Annotated in this window: 15 protein-coding genes, 1 other RNA gene and 1 pseudogene; 10 read left to right on the top strand and 7 right to left on the bottom strand. The window is 62.9% G+C overall.

What is annotated here, in order from left to right; all coding sequences use genetic code 11:
• Window positions 1-151: 151 nt before the first annotated feature.
• Window positions 152-946, bottom strand: coding sequence for a thymidylate synthase (locus NKI38_RS11715; protein ID WP_352657610.1), 795 nt, complete (start codon window positions 944-946; stop codon window positions 152-154).
• 159 nt (window positions 947-1,105) lie between these two features.
• Window positions 1,106-1,417, bottom strand: a complete 312-nt coding sequence (locus NKI38_RS11710; RefSeq protein WP_352657609.1) for a DUF2853 family protein — start codon at window positions 1,415-1,417, stop codon at window positions 1,106-1,108.
• 170 nt (window positions 1,418-1,587) lie between these two features.
• Between NKI38_RS11710 and ssrA the strand changes: the two genes are divergently transcribed.
• Both ssrA and NKI38_RS11700 read left to right on the top strand, forming a co-directional pair.
• Window positions 1,588-1,947, top strand: a transfer-messenger RNA (tmRNA) gene (ssrA, locus tag NKI38_RS11705).
• Window positions 1,948-2,061: 114 nt separating this feature from the next.
• Window positions 2,062-2,579 (top strand): annotated as a pseudogene (locus NKI38_RS11700) (AAA family ATPase).
• 39 nt (window positions 2,580-2,618) lie between these two features.
• Here the strand turns inward: NKI38_RS11700 and NKI38_RS11695 are convergent.
• Window positions 2,619-3,824, bottom strand: a complete 1,206-nt coding sequence (locus NKI38_RS11695; protein WP_352633662.1) for a multidrug effflux MFS transporter — start codon at window positions 3,822-3,824, stop codon at window positions 2,619-2,621.
• A gap of 189 nt (window positions 3,825-4,013) precedes the next feature.
• Between NKI38_RS11695 and NKI38_RS11690 the strand changes: the two genes are divergently transcribed.
• The 4 genes from NKI38_RS11690 to NKI38_RS11675 all read left to right on the top strand — a co-directional run bounded on the left by NKI38_RS11690 (window position 4,014) and on the right by NKI38_RS11675 (window position 5,805).
• The gene (locus tag NKI38_RS11690; protein ID WP_352657607.1) at window positions 4,014-4,703 is read left to right on the top strand and encodes a TetR/AcrR family transcriptional regulator; all 690 of its coding nucleotides are present in this window, start codon (window positions 4,014-4,016) and stop codon (window positions 4,701-4,703) included.
• 118 nt (window positions 4,704-4,821) lie between these two features.
• Window positions 4,822-5,358 carry an SspB family protein gene (locus tag NKI38_RS11685; RefSeq protein ID WP_352657605.1) on the top strand — a complete coding sequence of 179 codons (537 nt, stop codon included), beginning with the start codon at window positions 4,822-4,824 and terminating at the stop codon, window positions 5,356-5,358.
• Between the two features lie 14 nt (window positions 5,359-5,372).
• The gene (locus NKI38_RS11680) at window positions 5,373-5,570 is read left to right on the top strand and encodes a DUF4169 family protein (protein ID WP_352633656.1); all 198 of its coding nucleotides are present in this window, start codon (window positions 5,373-5,375) and stop codon (window positions 5,568-5,570) included.
• Window positions 5,571-5,580: 10 nt separating this feature from the next.
• Window positions 5,581-5,805, top strand: coding sequence for a ribbon-helix-helix domain-containing protein (locus NKI38_RS11675; protein ID WP_352657603.1), 225 nt, complete (start codon window positions 5,581-5,583; stop codon window positions 5,803-5,805).
• On the opposite strand, the gene NKI38_RS11670 is transcribed toward NKI38_RS11675, so the two are convergent.
• Window positions 5,802-7,604, bottom strand: coding sequence for a chloride channel protein (locus NKI38_RS11670; protein WP_352657601.1), 1,803 nt, complete (start codon window positions 7,602-7,604; stop codon window positions 5,802-5,804). The genes NKI38_RS11675 and NKI38_RS11670 overlap by 4 nt on opposite strands.
• Window positions 7,605-7,761: 157 nt before the next feature.
• Here NKI38_RS11670 and NKI38_RS11665 point away from each other — a divergent pair, with 157 nt between their 5' ends.
• The 3 genes from NKI38_RS11665 (at window position 7,762) to NKI38_RS11655 (ending at window position 9,517) form a co-directional block, all read left to right on the top strand.
• Window positions 7,762-8,199, top strand: coding sequence for a MarR family winged helix-turn-helix transcriptional regulator (locus NKI38_RS11665; RefSeq protein WP_352657599.1), 438 nt, complete (start codon window positions 7,762-7,764; stop codon window positions 8,197-8,199).
• A 114-nt stretch (window positions 8,200-8,313) separates the two neighbouring features.
• Window positions 8,314-8,619, top strand: a complete 306-nt coding sequence (locus tag NKI38_RS11660) for a hypothetical protein (RefSeq protein WP_352657598.1) — start codon at window positions 8,314-8,316, stop codon at window positions 8,617-8,619.
• A gap of 16 nt (window positions 8,620-8,635) precedes the next feature.
• Window positions 8,636-9,517, top strand: coding sequence for a sigma-70 family RNA polymerase sigma factor (locus NKI38_RS11655; RefSeq protein WP_352657596.1), 882 nt, complete (start codon window positions 8,636-8,638; stop codon window positions 9,515-9,517).
• Between the two features lie 34 nt (window positions 9,518-9,551).
• On the opposite strand, the gene NKI38_RS11650 is transcribed toward NKI38_RS11655, so the two are convergent.
• Window positions 9,552-13,511 carry an AsmA family protein gene (locus NKI38_RS11650; RefSeq protein ID WP_352657594.1) on the bottom strand — a complete coding sequence of 1,320 codons (3,960 nt, stop codon included), beginning with the start codon at window positions 13,509-13,511 and terminating at the stop codon, window positions 9,552-9,554.
• Between the two features lie 152 nt (window positions 13,512-13,663).
• Here NKI38_RS11650 and NKI38_RS11645 point away from each other — a divergent pair, with 152 nt between their 5' ends.
• Entirely contained in the window at window positions 13,664-14,650 is a 987-nt protein-coding gene (locus NKI38_RS11645; RefSeq protein WP_352657592.1) for a Dyp-type peroxidase, read from the top strand.
• Between the two features lie 118 nt (window positions 14,651-14,768).
• Here NKI38_RS11645 and NKI38_RS11640 read toward each other — a convergent pair whose 3' ends face one another.
• Complete coding sequence (locus NKI38_RS11640) at window positions 14,769-15,137, bottom strand: avidin/streptavidin family protein (protein ID WP_352633642.1); 369 nt, start codon at window positions 15,135-15,137, stop codon at window positions 14,769-14,771.
• A gap of 168 nt (window positions 15,138-15,305) precedes the next feature.
• Window positions 15,306-16,718: an FAD-binding oxidoreductase gene (locus NKI38_RS11635; protein WP_352657591.1), complete on the bottom strand. Its 1,413-nt coding sequence runs from the start codon at window positions 16,716-16,718 to the stop codon at window positions 15,306-15,308.
• Window positions 16,719-16,750: the final 32 nt, after the last annotated feature.

The following is a 16,750-nucleotide window of genomic DNA, read 5'->3' as shown; positions in this document are numbered from 1 at the left end:
TCCGCGCGCAAAAGGCCGGACATATGAGCGCAAGCGATCCGATCAAATCATCATGCCAAACACTTGCAAGCAGGGGGCCGTCCACATATGAGCACCGGAAGCGCAGGAAACCGCCGTTTGCAGGCCGGCATCACCTGAATATCAACATACCTTAGACGGCGATCGGCGCCTTGATGCTTGCGTCGGCGACGTAGTTTTCCAGCCGGAAATCCTCGAAGCGGAAGGCGAAGAGGTCCTTCACCTCCGGATTGATCCACATCGTCGGCAGCGCCCTCGGCGTGCGCCGCAGCTGTTCGCGCGCCTGCTCGAAATGGTTGGAATAGAGATGCGCGTCACCGAGGGTATGGACGAAATCGCCAGGCTTCAGCCCGGTCACCTGCGCCACCATCAGCGTCAGCAACGCGTAGGACGCGATGTTGAACGGCACGCCCAGAAAGATATCGGCTGAACGCTGGTAGAGCTGGCAGGAAAGCCGCCCTTCCGAAACATAGAACTGGAATAGGCAGTGGCAGGGCGGCAACGCCATCGCTTCCACCTCGGCCGGATTCCAGGCCGAAACGATCAGTCGCCGCGATTGAGGGTTTTTGCGTATCTCCCTGAGAAGATTTGCAATCTGGTCGATCGAACCGCCATGGCCGTCCGGCCAGGAGCGCCATTGCTTGCCGTAGACCGGGCCGAGATCGCCATTCTCGTCAGCCCATTCGTCCCAGATCGAAACGCCATGGTCGGTGAGGTATTTGATATTGGTGTCGCCGGCCAGGAACCACAAAAGTTCGTGGATGATCGACTTGAGATGCAGTTTCTTGGTGGTGGTGACCGGGAAGCCGCGCGCCAGGTCGAAACGCATCTGGTAGCCGAAGACTGAGCGTGTTCCGGTGCCGGTGCGATCGCCACGATCGGCGCCGTTGTCCAGCACGTGCTGCAGGAGGTCGAGATACTGGCGCATCGGTTCCGGCTCGATTCGGTTGTCCAGCCATCATAGCTGACGGACAGGCGGCCGAACACCACAAAGCAGCGCAAACCCTGCTCGCAGGTCGCCCGTCCCCAACAACATCATCGGCTGGCGCATAGACCGCGCCAGCCTCCGCAAATTGACGCGCGATCGTCAGAGAGAGCCGAGCTTGCCCAGGTCCTTCGCGACGAGGTAGTAAAAAGTCACCCGGCTCTTGGTGTTGTCGGCAGACATTGCCTTGCAGGTCTTCTCGATTGCCGCATCAGCCTTCGCCGCGTCGCTGATGCCGAGTTTCTTGGCGACCCAGTTGGTCCTGACGCGCTCGAGTTCCTTCGGATCGGTGCAGGACACCAGCGAGGAATCGCGGTTCCTGAGCGCGATGCCCAGATGCTTTACGATCTTTTCGACCGCATCCGCACTGGCGCCAGCGTCGTATTTCTTCACGTCTGCAAGATAGTCGGCCATCAAAATTCCCCTCGTCGGCGCCACGGATCCGATCGATGAGGGCTGTGGCGCGCTGCCGCAACTTGTGCGCTAGGTCGGTTACTCCTCACCGTAACAAAGCTTCGGTTGAGACCGCGACCAAGTCAACCCTTTGGAGATGTGGTTTTGACACGGAGACAAAGTGCCATTGCGGCCTTCCATTTCTTGCGACGGCCCCCTATATTCAGTTTGTCGGCTTGACCGACTATGGCGATAAATGGGCGATGAAATAAGCCGTTCGGACCCGGGGGCGGTACCCGGCGCCTCCACCAAAAGCCGCTGTCGGCGACAGAGCGGTTTTTGCTGGGGGCGAAATAGGATCGACGAAGGTGTAAAGATCGTACTTTTGCCCGGCATGGTACCACCGTCATCGGGCTAAACCTGTAGTTGCAAATGACAACTATGCGGAAGCACGTCTCGCCGCGTAAGCGGTGCGATAGCTTCAATTCAAGCCCTAGAGGTTCGCACTTCTAGGCGGGGTTCGGAGGTACCTGGCAACAGAAACCTCCACTTCTCCCTCCTCCTTCGATATGCGTCACGCACAACGGCAGCTCCCATTAGGCAAATCCTTGTGCGACCTGTCAGCCGCCAAGGCGCGGCACCGCGCGCCTCTCCATGGACGAAACATGCAAAACGTTTCCGATCGATTCTTCGTGCTGACCGGCGGTCCCGGCTCAGGCAAGACTAGCCTGATCGAAGCCCTGCGCCGCGCAGGCTTCGCCACCTCCGTCGAAGCCGGCCGCGGCATCATTCGCGATCAGTCGGACTGTTTGCCGAACTGATGCTGTCATGGGAGATGCGCTCGTATCAAATTGCGCAAGAACAGACCGGGCGTCCTGTTTTCTTCGATCGCGGCGTGCCGGACACGCTTGGCTATCTCAAGCTGAGCGGCCTGCCGGTGCCCCAGCATGTCAGCTCCGCGGCGAAACGCTTCCGCTACAACCCCCGCGTCTTCGTCGCCCCGCCTTGGCCTGACATTTTCCAGCAGGATGAAGAACGCAAGCAGACGCTTGATGAGGCCGAGCGCACCTATCATGCGCTGGCCGGCGTCTATACGGGACTGGGCTACGAGCTGGTACCGTTGCCCCTGGCGCCGGTCGAGACACGGCTGCGTTTCGTGCTGGCCGAGACAGGATTGATATGAAAAAGGCCGGGGAGAACCCGGCCTTGGGATGGCGAATGCTTATTCCGCCGGCGCCTCGACAGCTTCGCGCGAGCGGCCGAGCGTGACCTTGGCCAGCGTGAACGAAATCACCGCGCAGAGCGTGATGCCGGCGACCATTGGCAGCGGCGTGCCGTCGAAGAACACCCCGGCAACGCCCATGGCGAGTGCGCCGATGGCGAAGTGCAGCGTGCCCATCAGCGCCGAAGCCGTGCCGGCGATCTCGCCATGTTCTTCCATGGCCAGCACCGAGGTGGTCGGGATGACCAGGCCGAGGAAGCCGTAGCCGACGAACAGCAGGGCCGCCATCACATCCAGCCTGTCGACGCCCGTCGCCATGATCGCCAGCAGCACCACCATCGTCGAGGCATAGCCGGTCACCGCGACGCGCACCACGCGTCGCAGCCCGAAACGCTCGGCCAGCAATCCCGTCAACTGCGACATGCCGATGAACGCCACCGCGTTGATCGAGAAGAACACGCTGTAGACCGAAGGCGACAGCCCGTAATGGTCGATCAGGATGAAGGACGAGCTCGACAGATAGACGAAGAAGCTCGCAATGCCGAAGCCGGCGATCGCCACAAGGCCAAGGAAGTTACGGTCGCCCATCAGGAAGCGGTAGCCGGCAAGCGCGGTGCCGAAGGAGGAACCGACGCGTTCTTCCGCCGGCCGCGTCTCCTTGAGGGAGGTTGCCAGAAGGATGGTGGCCAGCAGTGCCGCACCCGTCACCGTCCAGAACACGGCGCGCCAGCCGAAATTCTCGATGATCTGGCTGCCGGTCAGCGGCGCCAGGATCGGCGATACCGAAAACACCAGCATCAGCAAGGACATCAGCTTGGCGGCCTCATTGCCGGTGTGCAGGTCGCGCACGATGGCGCGCGGAACGGCCATGCCGGCGCTGGCGCCAAGCCCTTGCAGGAAGCGGAAAGCGATCAGCCATTCAATGGTCGGCGCCATTGCCGAACCGATGCCGCCAACCATGAACAGCGCAAGGCCGCCATAAAGCGGCAGCTTGCGGCCGACCATGTCGGAGATCGGCCCGACGACGATCTGGCCGAAGCCCATCGACAGGAAGAAAATCAACAGACTCATCTGCACGGCGGCGGTGCTGGCGTGCAGGTCCGCGCCGATTGAGGGCAACGCAGGCAGATACATGTCGATGGCAAACGGGCCGATGGCGGACAACAGGCCAAGCACGACCGCGATGCGGAGGAATTTAGGACTCATGATAAAGGCTTCTTTCAAATCTGGTTTGCCGTCGCCAGGCGACGTCTAACCAAGGACGTTCCATCCCATGAGATTCCGACACCTCAAGAGCGAATTCCATTCGTCTCTCTCGAGCGAAATCTCTTTATCTCGTGTCCACAAATTTAGACACTCTTGTCTAATTCGTCAATCACCTCTATATAGATTTTTATGAAGCTGCACGTTTCTCCTGACACTTTCCCGCCACGCGGCCATGAGGCCAAGCGCCTGTCGATCGTCGATTCCGCAGCTGCCGTGTTTTGCCGCGAAGGTTTCGCCGGCGCCAACATCGATCTGATCGCCGCCGAAGCCGGCGTCTCGCGCCAGACTATCTACAACCATCATGGCGACAAGGAGAAATTGTTCGTCGCGGTGGTTCGCGATCTGACCGAACGCTGCAATGCCGGCATCTTCGCCACCATTGCCACCTTCCCCGACCAGCCCAAGGATCTCGAAGCGGATCTGATCGGCTTTGCCGTGCGCCTGAACCAGAACTGCATCTGCAACCGCGACGGAAAATTCCTGCGCAAGTTGATCCAGACCGAAGGCGAGCGCTATCCCGAACTGTTTGCGGAGTGGCGCGAACAGGGCCCGGGCAGGACATGGCCGGCAATCGCCGCCCGTTTTGCCCGCCTAGCCTATGGCGGCTATCTCACGATCGAGGACCCCGATGTGGCGGCACGTCAGTTTCTTGGTCTCGTCAATGCCGAACTGCAGACCACCTTCATGCTTGGCGGCTCGCCTCGCGAGGACGAGGTGGTGCAATCCGCGACAAATGGCGTGCGCACCTTCCTGCGCGCCTTTGGCAAGCGCCGCTCCGTAACCTCAGCGGAAAAGCAAAGCGCGCTCGCCAACGCCTGAGCGATCAAATCGCTGGCAATAGTCTTCGCTTCCGCGCGAGGGTGGTCTATATGCGGTTTACGCCGCGCTCAAGCTTGATTACAGCTATGCGGACGATTCAACGGAACCCGACCGCCACATGGCCGACGACCACATCCGCTACGACATTCTGGCCCAGGAGGCGTTGCGCGGCGTCATGCGCAAGGTCCTGGCCGAAGTCGCGCGCACCGGCCTCCCCGGCAACCACCACTTCTTCATCACCTTCCTGACCGGCGCGCCGGGCGTTCGCGTGTCTTCGCGGCTGCGCGAGCGCTATCCCGAGCAGATGACCATCGTCATCCAATTCCAGTATTGGGACTTGAAGGTGACAGACACCGGCTTCGAGGTCGGGCTGTCCTTCTCCGACGTGCCGGAAAAGCTCGAAATTCCATTCTCGGCCGTACGCGGCTTCTATGATCCCTCGGTCAATTTCGAACTCGAATTCGACGTCAAGACGGATGAGGCGGCAGCCGAGGAACCGGCTGCGCCAACTCCTGAGCCGCTGACCATCGTCTCCGAGAAAAAGCCGAAGGCCGAGAAGAAGGCGGCCGCCGAGGCGGAGAAGAAGCCGGCAGCGGCGGATGCCGCCACCAAGGGCGCCGAAGTGGTCTCGCTCGACGCCTTCCGCAAAAAGTAGCCACAGCTCGCGCCATGGCCGACATCGTCAATCTCCGCCAGGCCCGCAAGCAGAAGGCGCGGGACGAAAAGGTGCGCGTCGCCGAACAGAACCGGGCCTTGCATGGCCGTTCCAAAGGTGAGAAGCAACGCGACCGCCTGATCGCCGACAAGGCCGAGAACTTCGTCGCTGGTCACCGCCGCGAGCCATCCGGCGGCGAAAACGAACAATGAGCGCTCTGCCGTGAGCGCGGTCGAAAAGCGCTCGGTGACCATTCGCGGCCACCGCACCAGCTACTCGCTCGAAAAGCCGTTCTACGACGACCTCGTCGCGATCGCTGCCGCGCGGCAATTGACGCTCGCCGCTCTCGTCGCCGAAGTCGATGAGACGCGGCCACGCGACACCAACCTGTCCTCGGCGCTGAGGCTCCATGTCCTCGAGTGGGCGAAGCGAGGAACGAGTTCCTAGAGGCCCTCGATCGCCGCTTCCTTTTTCCTGCGTCTTGTGCCGAAGCCGAGCAGGGTCGAGCGCTCGCGCTCCTCGGCCTGTTTTCTTGACCGCACGCGCATCAGATCCTTCCAGCCGACATAGCCGACCAGTCGCAGGCCTTCGCGGGTAACGACGGGCAGATGGGACACGTTGGCCATCAGCAGCTTGTCGGAAAGGCCTTCCAGATACTCATCCGGATAGGCCAGCGTCACCTTGCTGCCGGCCAGCAGCTCGCCAAGCGTCGTGGTGCGGTGCGTGCCGGCGCGTCGCCAGCGCAGGATCGCCGGTGGGTCGATGAGACCCAGCACATGCCCGTTCTCGTCGACCACCGGAAAACTCGGATGCCGTGTTTCCGGTGCGGTCAGGAAGGCTGCCGCGCCATGCAGCGTCATCGTCGCCGGCACGCTTTCGACCTCCGAGGTCATCACCTCGCGCACCCTGGTCAAGGCGAAGGGATCGACGCGGTATTCGCGAACCAGATGGTGTCCCCTTCTGGCGATCTTCTCGGTCAGGATCGACCGCTTCATCAGGAGCACGGTGACGGCGTGCGCCGCGGCGCAAGCCGTGATCAGCGGCACCAGCATATGCGTGTTGCCGGTCAGTTCGACGGCAAAGAAGGTCGCGGTCAGCGGCGCCCGCATCGTGCCGCCCATGGTGGCGGCCATTGCCAGCAGCGCCCAGACACCTGGATCCGCGGCAGGCAGAACGCCGGCGAGCACCGCCCCCATCGCCCCGCCCATGATCAAGAGCGGCGCCAGCACGCCTCCGGATGTTCCCGAGCCGAGCGCAACCGACCAGATGATGGCCTTGACCACCAGCAGGAGCAGTGCCGCGGTCGCGATCGTGCGGCCGTCCAGCATATTGGCGATGTTGTCATAGCCGACGCCGAGTGCCTGCGGCTCGATCAGCCCGCCTATGCCGACCACCAAGCCACCCAGCATCGGCCACCACATCCAGTGGATCGGCAGCTTTTGAAAACCGTCCTCGCAGGCATAGACCATCTGCGTCAGCAGTCCCGACAACAGGCCGGCCGCAACGCCGATCGTGACCCAGCCGGCCAGGCCGACAAAGGACACATCCATACCGCCCTGAAACGGAAAGATCGGTCCGGGCAGATGCAGCATGGTGCGCTCGACCTCGGCAATGATCGCCGCCACCGCCACGGGAATGAAGCTGCGCGGGGTCCATTCGAAGAGCAGCAATTCGACCGCCAGCATGATGGCGGCGATCGGTGTCCCGAAGACCGTGGTCATGCCCGCCGCCGCACCCGCCACCAGCAGCGTCTTGCGTTCGTTATCGCTGACCGGCATCATCTGCGCGATCAGCGAACCGATCGCGCCGCCGGTCATGATGATCGGGCCCTCGGCGCCGAACGGTCCGCCGGAGCCGATCGAGATCGCCGACGACAGCGGCTTCAGGATCGCCACCTTGGCATCGAGCCTGGAACGCCCAAGCAGGATCGCCTCGATGGCCTCGGGGATGCCGTGGCCGCGAATCTTCTCGCTGCCATAGCGCGCCATCAGGCCGATGATCAGTGCGCCGATCACCGGGACGATGACGGAGGCAAGCCCAAGCGGTGTGTCCTCGAGTTTCAGATCGGCGAGCGTGAACTGGCCGAAATGGGCGATGTTGGTGGCAAGCCGGATCAACTTCAACAGCGCGATACCGGCAAACAGCCCCGCTGTCGCCACCACCACGGCAATGGCTGCGACAAGGAGCACCCTGGCATCAGTGGTGAAATCACGCAGATGCTCCGGGTTCGAGTGATGGGTCTTCATGGCAAATTTGCTTCCTGGCGGCGGGCCGTATGTTGGATATGCGGCACGGTCGATAAGGCCAGCCGGGTATTTCGATGGCTATGTATCGTAACACGATATATCTGTTCAAGCCGATTTCGCCCGAAATCCGTTTGAGCTTTCGTCGGAAAACGAACAAATGTCTGATATGACGCAGCCTAGGAAATCACGCCCTACCATCAGCCAAGCGGACTACCAGCGGCTGTCCGAGTTTCGCTACCTGATCCGGCGCTTCCTTGAATTCAGCCAGATCCAGGCGGAGGACGCCGGCCTGACCCCGCGCCAGCATCAGGCGCTGCTGGCGATCAAGGGATTTCCCGGTGGCAGTCCGGTGACGGTTGGCGACCTGGCGGAGCGCCTGCGCATCCGCCACCATAGCGCCGTCGAGCTGGTCAACCGTCTCAGCGAGGCAGGGCTGGTCGCAAGGGATCAGGACAAGGACGACCACCGCCGCGTGCTGCTGCAGCTGACCGAGCGCGCCGACGATTGTCTGGCCGAGCTGTCGGCGGCACATCTCGACGAGCTGTCACGCATCGAACCGATGCTGCGGCGCCTGCTCGATCGGGACCATGCGTGAAGCTCCGGGTCTTGCACGGAACAGCATCGAACAATTTTCCCGGCACCCCGAATCCTTTGGCTTCGCCGCAACGTCTCGGACATGAGCGCAAGGCAACGAAGAGGAACAACTGCGATGAAACGCCACCTGATACGTTACAAGACGAAACCGGAACGGACCGACGAGAATGAACGGCTGGTCAAGGCCGTGTTCCAGGAGCTGCGGGAAAAATCGCCGGACGGCGTTCGCTACATGACATGGCGGTCCGAAGACGGAACCTTTGTCCATCTGGTCGAGACGGAAACCGAGGCCCATGCCGACATCATCACCGGGCTGGCGGCATTCGAGGCCTTTCAAAATGGCATCAGGGATCGCTTGATCGAGCGTCCGCACCGCGAGGAAATGACTGTGGTCGGCAGCTACCGTATGCTCGACCAGTAACGGCGAACGGAGGCGCATGAACATTCCTGGCGAGATCCGCGAGCCTTTTGACCGGCTGTTCGGTGAGATGCGCCCCAAGCTGCACCGCTACTGCGCCCGAATGACGGGCTCGGTCATCGACGGTGAGGACGTGCTGCAGGAAGCCCTGACCAAGGCGTTCGAGGCGCTGCCCGATGCCGGACCGATCGCCAACCCGGAGGGCTGGCTGTTCCGCATCGCCCACAATGCGGCACTCGACTTCCTACGCCGGCGAGCCCGTGAAAAGTCCTTTTCCGATGAGGACCCGGACATGATCGTCGACCCGGCAAACCCCACCGTCGACCGTCAGGCCGCGGCGGCCGGCCTGCATACCTTCATGCGCCTCCCTGTCGCGCAGCGAAGCAGCGTCATCATGATGGACGTTCTGGGCTATTCGCTGCAGGAGATCGGCGACATGCTCGGCACCAGCATCCCCGCCATCAAGGCGGCGCTACATCGTGGTCGTCATCGGCTGCGCCATCTTGCGGACGAACCGGACGACCGTCCTGTTCCGAGATTGAGCGGCGCAGAGCGTCTGCTGCTCGATGCTTACATCGACCGCTTCAACGCCCGCGACTTCGACGCGGTGCGCGACATGCTGGCCGACGAAGTGCGGCTGGAACTGGTGGCCAGGACGCGGCTGAACGGTCGCAAGGAAGTGGCCACCTACTTCCATAACTATTCCCAGGTGAAGGACTGGCATTTCGTGCCGGGCTTCGTCGAAGACAGGCCAGCGGTCCTCGTCCGCGATAGCGATGATCCGGCGGCGCGGCCATCCTATTTCATCCTGCTGGCCTGGCAGGACGGCAAACTCTTGACCGTCCGAGATTTCCGCCACGCCCGCTATGTCACCGACGGCGCCGACTTGCTCGTTCTTTGAGAGGATCTCAGGACGGGAAAACCCTCCCTACTCCCTACTGCAGCGACTTCAGCAGATTGTCGATGGTGAACGGATTGGACTTCGGCTTGGCCGGCGGCGGGTTGTCGCGAGCCTCCGGCAGCGGCGCACGCTCCACCTTCGGAGCCTGCGCGGCCTTGCGTTCGGCCTCGAGCCTTGCCTTTTCCTGCGAAGCAACACGCATCGCCTCTTCCGCCTTCCGCCGCTCCTGCTCGGCCTGCGCCTTGGCCGCCTCGTCGGCGGCCTGCTGTTCGGCGGCGGCCTTCGCGTCCGCATCCGCCTTGGCTTTGGCGTCGGCATCCGCCTTGGCCTTCACCTCAGCGTCGGCCTGAGCTTTGGCGTCCGCTTCGGCCTTCGCCTGAGCATCCGCTTCGGCCTTCGCTTTCGCGTCGGCCTCGGCTTTCAGTCGCGCGGCCTCCTCCTGCTTGCGCAATTCCTCGGCGGCCTTGTCACGTTCGGTCTGCAGCGCCGCGTAGTAGCGCACCTCGCGCCGCAGCCGCTGCTTCTCGAGCAGTGCCGCCTGCATCGCCTCGACGCGCTGCTGCTCCTTCTCCAGCGCGCGCTGGGTCAGGAACTGCGCCAGCGGCTCGCTGTCGAACTGCCGCTTCACGGCGCCGAACGGCCCCTCGGCGGTGAAATTCACAGCCGGCTCGGAACCGACCAGGGCCTCGTCGCCCGGCCGATAGGTGATCGCCCCCTTGGCGGAAATTATGCTGGTATTGAGATCCGCCGTGATGTCGGCGGACAAGGTCGCCGCCGGATTCTCCAGGCTGATCGGCGGCGCCCTGAGCGTGCCGCCGGCAACCGTGAAGGCGATGTCGGTGTCCTTGGCGGCAAGACTGCCATCGGCGGCGATGTCAGGTGCGAAGCCGGCGGTCTTGGCCGCATCGATGTCACGCCCGATCGCATCGGCTTTGGCGAGGAACGCATTGAACGCATCGGGATTGACGCCAGCGACCCGCAAGCTCTTCAGCGTCGCCGTACCGGAGCCGGACAAGGCGGCCACAATCCCTTCGACCGATTTGCCGCTGCTTGACAGCGCCGTCGAGAAATCGCCATTGCCGCTGATGCCGGCATCCGGCAGCACGGTCGCCAGATCGGCGCCCGCCAGTTTCATCTGCCCGGTGAAAAGTCCGGTGCCGTCATTGTTCTTCAGTTCGAACAGGCCGGTCAGAGCCCCGCCCAGCAATTTCGCCTTCAGGTCCGAAACGCGGATGCCTTCCTGGTCGAGCTTGAGCGAAAAGGCCGCATCATAAGCGGTGGCGAACCGGCCGGTGGCAAGGGCTGCCGTCGTTAGATCGAGGTCGGCGGTGAACGGCAGGCTGGATTTCTGGCTGAACGGCGTGGCCGGCCATGCCCTACCCTTATCGGCCCCTTCTTTGTCCGAAAGAAAGGCGGAATCGCCAAACAGCGCCACCGCCATCGGATCGAGGTCGAGTTCGTCGAGCGCCAGCGCCCCGGCCAGATGCGGCACGCCATCCCTGGCATCGACATTGACGTCGCCGGACACCGCCGCTTCGTTGATGGCGCCGCTGAGTTCGTCCAGCACCAGCAGACCGTTGCCATAATCGCCCTGTGCCGAGAGCGACGTCGACATGCCGGCCCCCATGCCCGGCAGGCCGATACCTGATGTCATCAGCCATGGCTCGATGTCGGCGGCGTCGAGGCTGAGCTTGCCCTTGGCGGCGAGGCCTTGCGGCGTATCGGCGATCGTCCCCTCGAAACCGGCCTTGAAGTCGTTGCCGGCAAGGCTGAAATTCGTCGCCAGGCCGCCGCCAAGCGTACCCTTGGCCTGAATGTCCGTGCTTGCCTCGCCCAGCATGCCGAGCGGCAACGCCGGCAGGCCGTAGAGCGCCAGCAGCGCGGTGGCGTCAGGATTTCTGGCGTTGAAGGTCAGCGCCACCGGCGCTTCGAGAAGCTTGTCCACCGCCCCCTTCCCCGACAGCGACGCGGAAAAGGCCGAGCCGCCGGCCTTGCCTTGCCCGCTCACCGCCAGGCCCGTGGTGCCGTCGCCATTGTCGGCCGCACTCGCCACCAGGTCGACGCGCGCATCCTGGAACAGCTCTGGATAGGCCGCGGCACGGCTCGCCAGTCCTTTGAGCCCGGCGCTGTCGGGATAATGCTGGGCGGCTACGTCGATCAGCGGCTTCAGGTCGACGGCGACCACCGACGCGTCGAGCTTGCCAGTCGGGCTCGCCGGGAAATCCTTGATCCTGCCGGTGGCGCTGATCGAGGCGCCGGCCAGCCCGCCCACCGACAGCCGGTCGATTTCGAGCAGCCCGTCGCGCAGCCTCAGTGCGGTATCGACCGTGTCGGCGGTCAGCCCGCCGGCGTTGACCGGCCCTGCCTTGATCTGGAAATCGAGGTCGCGGTCGGCAAAACGGTTGGCGCCCTTGTCGCTGACGAAGATCGAGGCAAAAGCCGCCAGCCCGTCGACATCGAGATCGCCGCCTTCGAGCCGCATCAGCACCGATGGTTTGGCATCGTCGGGCTGGCTGGAATCGATGCGGCCGGAGAACTTGGCCTTGCCCAGGATCAGTTCGAGATCGCTGAACGCCTGCCGCTTTTCCGAAAGATCTACCTTGGCCTTGAAGCCGGCGGCGGGCAGACGGCGGATCGCCTCGTCGACATCCTTCGACAGCCACGCTGCAAAACCCGAGGGTTGCGCCACGGCCAGCAGCAACGAGCCGTTGAAGCCGAAATGGCCCTCCACGTTGAGCAAGAGCATGCCATCGGCTTCCAGCGTGGTGCGGCCGGGCAAGGTCGCGGCAAGCGATTTCACCGACCAGCCGCCATCGACCGGCTCGGCGGAAAGATGAACATCGCGCACCGTGGTGTCGCCGGCCACCACCGCTGGCAGCTTGACCTCGACAGTGCCGGGAATGGTCGGCTTCGGCAAATCGAGCAACGCCTGCTCCAGCCCCGCTATGCGCTGATCGAGCGTCAGGCCGGCGCCAGCCTGCGCGCCCACTGCCTCGTCGAGCTGCACCTGAGCGCCATTGGCCTCGATGGCGAAGTTCGGCTTCAGCCCGAGATCGACCGAAGCCTTGCCATCGGCGGTGTAGGGATTGTCGAGCGGCCCTGTCTCGAAGCGGAATTCGTCGACACCGAGCTTCTGATGGTCGAGCGAAAACTTGCCGTTCAGCCGAAAGCCCGGATCGGGCTTGCCGGCCGAGACCTTCACCGTCTCGCCGTCGGTGCCGCGCAACTCGGCGCTGTTCTTGTCGGCACCATCCTTGTCAGGGTTTGAAATCTTGAACTGGCCGGAATAGACGGCGGCCCCATTGACGATGCCGGCATTGCCGTCGCTCTCGATGACCAGCGGATAGGCGTCCGGATCGGCCTTCAGCCGCAGCCGCATCTGCCCGGTGCCTTCGGCCTTGCCGGTGGACGCCGCGACCGTGGTGCGAAGACCGTCCAGCCGCAGCGTGCCGTCCATGCGCCACGGACCGGCCAGCGACTTGGCCGAGATGGTCGAATTGATCTCGGAAAACAGATGGCTGCGGCCGCCGGCGGCGTGGCGCAGTTCGACCTGGCCTTCCGTTACCGTCAGCTTCTCGATTGATATCTGGTTGAGGTCGAAGGGCGAGGATGGCCGCATCGCCCAGTCGACCGTGCCGTCATTGGCAATGTCGATGGTCGCCTTCGGCCGCACCAGCCGCATGTCGAAGATCAACACTTCACCGCGCAGGAAGGGCGCCAATTCAGCGTCCATCGAAAACGTCTCGACGGTCATTGCCGGCTGGCCATCGGGGCCACCGGCGACGGCGACATTCGCGAAGGTCACCGACGGGAACGGCAACAGCCTTGCCGTGGCGTCGCCCTGCACGGTCACCTTGCGGCCGAGAATGGCGCTCGCCTCGCGTTCGAAATCGGCGCGGTAGCCGGTCCAGTCGACAAAATACGGCACCACCAGCGCCGCACACAGCACCAGCACGAACAGGCCACCAAAGATCACGAACAGGCGTGCGAGCATCAGCTCCGAACGGGTTGATTGAATTCTGCCGCACTCTACCCGCATCCGCGTGTCGATAAAGAGGCAATTCATCCGGTGTTGCGTGATGTCTCATACGCAGTTGCGTGATGTCCGGTGATCTGAAACAAATCCTGGCAAAGTGGAGAATCTAGATGTCGGGCAAGAACTGGGATCGCGTGCCGATCGACGCGCAAAGTATCGACGCCCCGCTATCGCTTTCGGCGGTCTTTCTTGTCGTCAATGTCGCCAACGAGCGGAGCGCGCTCGCCAAGGTCGCCTCCGTGCTCGGAGAACTTGATGATCTGGTGAAGAATGTCGGATTCCGTGACCTTTCCGGACGGCTTTCGTGCATTGCCGGCATCGGCCGCGATCTCTGGGATCGTCTTTCTCCAGATCGGCGGCCGCTGGAACTGAAACCGTTCACGCCGATCAAGGGCGCCGTTCACTCGGCCCCGTCGACAGCGGGCGACCTTCTTTTCCATATCCGGTCCGAGCGCCCCGACATGTGCTTCGAGTTCGAGCGTATTCTGCTCGACAATCTCGGTGACGGCGTGAACGTCGTCGACGAAGTCTCGGGCTTTCGCTATTTCGATGCGCGCGACCTGCTCGGCTTCGTCGACGGCACGGCCAACCCGACCGGGCTGGATCTGCCCGCCTCGGCACTCGTCGGCGATGAAGACGCCGATTTTGCCGGAGGCAGCTATGTCGTCGTTCAGAAATACCTGCACGATCTCCAGGCGTGGGCGCGAACCCCGACACCGCTCCAGGAAGAGATCATCGGCCGCACCAAGATCGACAACATCGAAATCGACGATGACGACGCCCCGCGCAAGTCGCACAAGTCGCTCGCCACCATCGAAGATGCCGACGGCAACGAATACGACATATTGCGCGACAACATGCCGTTCGGCCGACCAGGACAGCAGGAGTTCGGCACCTACTTTATCGGCTATAGCAGGTATCTCTGGGTGACCGAGAAGATGCTGCAGCGAATGTATGTCGGTGAGCCGCCGGGCGCTTACGACCGCCTGCTCGATTTCTCCACGCCGCACACCGGCACGACATTCTTCGCGCCAACCCGCCCGATGTTGCAGACGCTTGTTGAGGGCGTGCAGGAGAAGCCTGCGATCACACGCTAACGCTCCGGATTTACTTTCGCTTTGGGCGCATGCGGATGTAGTCGACATCCGCTGCTGGCCCTACCGCGATGACCAGAGCGGCGTCGTGCGAGGCCAAATGCTTCGCTGGCCATTGGGACTAGCTTCTTTGGAACGTGTCCGCGCTGGTCGACATCGAACGCCACCAATTCAGCTTTTCGATTTTCGCAGGTTGGCCTTCGCCGCTGGCCTTAATCGCCGCATCCGAGACGACAAACCACAACGTCTCCATTTTTCCCTCTCGAAGCAGGCCGGTATAAGAGACGATTGCATCGCCGACTGGCGTTTTCCCGCCGCCGGCAAAGCTGATGCAGTCGCCGCGGTGGACGCCCAAAATCGGAATTTCTTGGCCATGGAACCCGCTATCCGTCAGGGCGGTTCGAAACGATCCCGATATGCGATTGTCCGCATCATCGGTGATTTCGACAATGGACCCGTATTGATTCTTCCAGACGCCTTTCCAGTTCATGGGCGACCGCTCCGCTTTGACGATGTTCCATTGGTTGCCGCAACGTGAAAGCTATGAATCGGTTCCGAAGGTGGCGGACCGTTTCAGACCTCGCAGTGCGGCCGGTCTCGGCCCAGTCGTGGCATGGTCAAGACCAGCCGCCTGCGAAGCTCGCGTCGGAGGACCCGCCTAGTTTCCCGGCAATATCTTGCCCGGATTCATGATGTTTTGCGGATCGAGCGCCCGCTTGATGGTGCGCATGATGTCGACGCCGTGGCCGAGTTCGTGGCGCAGGAAGCCGATCTTGCCCTGGCCGATGCCGTGCTCGCCGGTGCAGGTGCCATCCATGGCGATTGCTCGCATGTTCAGCCGCGCGACGAACTTTTCCGACAGCGCGATCTCCTTGGGATCGTTAACATCCATCAGCACCAGCACGTGAAAATTGCCGTCGCCGGCGTGGCCGACGATCGGCGCGATCAGGCCCATCTCGGCGATGTCGGCTTCGGTTTCCATGACACATTCGGCAAAGCGCGAAATCGGCACGCAGACATCGGTCGACAGACCCTTGGCGCCCGGCCGCAGCGTCAGCGACGACCAATAGGCGTCGTGCCTAGCCTTCCACAGTTTCGTGCGCTCCTCGGCAACGCTGGTCCACAGGAACGGTCCGCCGCCATTCTCCTCGGCGATCATGCCGAAAGTCTCGGCCTGCTCGGCAACGCCGGCATCGCTGCCGTGGAACTCGACGAACAGGCACGGGCTCTCGGGATAGTCGAGCTTCGAATAATTCTTCATCGCCCGCATCTGCAAGGCGTTGACCAGTTCGATGCGCGCCACCGGAATGCCCATCTGGATCGTCGCGATGACCGCGTTGCAGGCCGCCTCGACGCTCGGAAACGGACAGACGCCGCCGGAGATCGCTTGCGGGATGCCTTGCAGCTTCAAGGTCAGCGAGGTGATGATGCCGAGCGTGCCTTCCGAACCGACCAGCAGCCGCGTCAAATCATAGCCGGCCGAGCTCTTTTTCGCGCGCTTGCCGGTCGTCACCGTCTCGCCGTCGGCCATGACGGCCGTCAGCGACAGCACGTTTTCGCGCATCGTGCCGTAGCGCACCGCATTGGTGCCGGATGCCCGCGTCGCCGCCATGCCGCCGAGTGAGGCATTGGCGCCCGGATCGATTGGAAAGAACAGGCCGGTGTCGCGCAGATGCCGGTTCAGATCCTCGCGGGTAACGCCGGGCTCGACCGTGCAGTCGAGATCCTGCGGATTGACCGCAAGGATGCGGTTCATGCGCGATGTGTCGACCGATATGCCGCCGCCCGGTGCGTTGGTGTGGCCTTCCAGCGACGATCCGACACCGAAGGCAATGACCGGCACACGGTGCGCGGCGCAGGCGCGCACGATCTCCTGCACCTCGGCCGTCGTCTCTGGGAAAGCGACGCCGTCCGGCGCCTGCGTCGGAATATAGGTGGTGGTGTGCGCGTGCTGCGAGCGGATGGCCTCGCCGGTCTGAAATCGCTCGCCGAGCCGCTGCTTGAGGATGCCGAGCACGGCGGCGATGCCTTCCTCGTTGCGTTCGACCGGATTGAGGTCGCTCAGAGCCATGATTTCCTCCGCGAATGGACCAGCGCCCACGC

The sequence above is a fragment of the Mesorhizobium sp. M0621 genome (genome assembly GCF_040320745.1).
Lineage (GTDB): Bacteria > Pseudomonadota > Alphaproteobacteria > Rhizobiales > Rhizobiaceae > Mesorhizobium.
This window is presented reverse-complemented; position numbering and strand designations above follow the sequence as displayed.

Excerpts from the sequence above, each read along its gene's own strand:
- NKI38_RS11715 (WP_352657610.1), bottom strand. The coding sequence starts at position 946 with ATGCGCCAGTATCTCGACCTCCTGCAGCACGTGCTGGACAACGGCGCC.
- NKI38_RS11710 (WP_352657609.1), bottom strand. The coding sequence starts at position 1,417 with ATGGCCGACTATCTTGCAGACGTGAAGAAATACGACGCTGGCGCCAGT.
- NKI38_RS11695 (WP_352633662.1), bottom strand. The coding sequence starts at position 3,824 with ATGAGTCCTAAATTCCTCCGCATCGCGGTCGTGCTTGGCCTGTTGTCC.
- NKI38_RS11690 (WP_352657607.1), top strand. The coding sequence starts at position 4,014 with ATGAAGCTGCACGTTTCTCCTGACACTTTCCCGCCACGCGGCCATGAG.
- NKI38_RS11685 (WP_352657605.1), top strand. The coding sequence starts at position 4,822 with ATGGCCGACGACCACATCCGCTACGACATTCTGGCCCAGGAGGCGTTG.
- NKI38_RS11680 (WP_352633656.1), top strand. The coding sequence starts at position 5,373 with ATGGCCGACATCGTCAATCTCCGCCAGGCCCGCAAGCAGAAGGCGCGG.
- NKI38_RS11670 (WP_352657601.1), bottom strand. The coding sequence starts at position 7,604 with ATGAAGACCCATCACTCGAACCCGGAGCATCTGCGTGATTTCACCACT.
- NKI38_RS11665 (WP_352657599.1), top strand. The coding sequence starts at position 7,762 with ATGTCTGATATGACGCAGCCTAGGAAATCACGCCCTACCATCAGCCAA.
- NKI38_RS11660 (WP_352657598.1), top strand. The coding sequence starts at position 8,314 with ATGAAACGCCACCTGATACGTTACAAGACGAAACCGGAACGGACCGAC.
- NKI38_RS11655 (WP_352657596.1), top strand. The coding sequence starts at position 8,636 with ATGAACATTCCTGGCGAGATCCGCGAGCCTTTTGACCGGCTGTTCGGT.
- NKI38_RS11650 (WP_352657594.1), bottom strand. The coding sequence starts at position 13,511 with ATGCTCGCACGCCTGTTCGTGATCTTTGGTGGCCTGTTCGTGCTGGTG.
- NKI38_RS11645 (WP_352657592.1), top strand. The coding sequence starts at position 13,664 with ATGTCGGGCAAGAACTGGGATCGCGTGCCGATCGACGCGCAAAGTATC.
- NKI38_RS11640 (WP_352633642.1), bottom strand. The coding sequence starts at position 15,137 with ATGAACTGGAAAGGCGTCTGGAAGAATCAATACGGGTCCATTGTCGAA.
- NKI38_RS11635 (WP_352657591.1), bottom strand. The coding sequence starts at position 16,718 with ATGGCTCTGAGCGACCTCAATCCGGTCGAACGCAACGAGGAAGGCATC.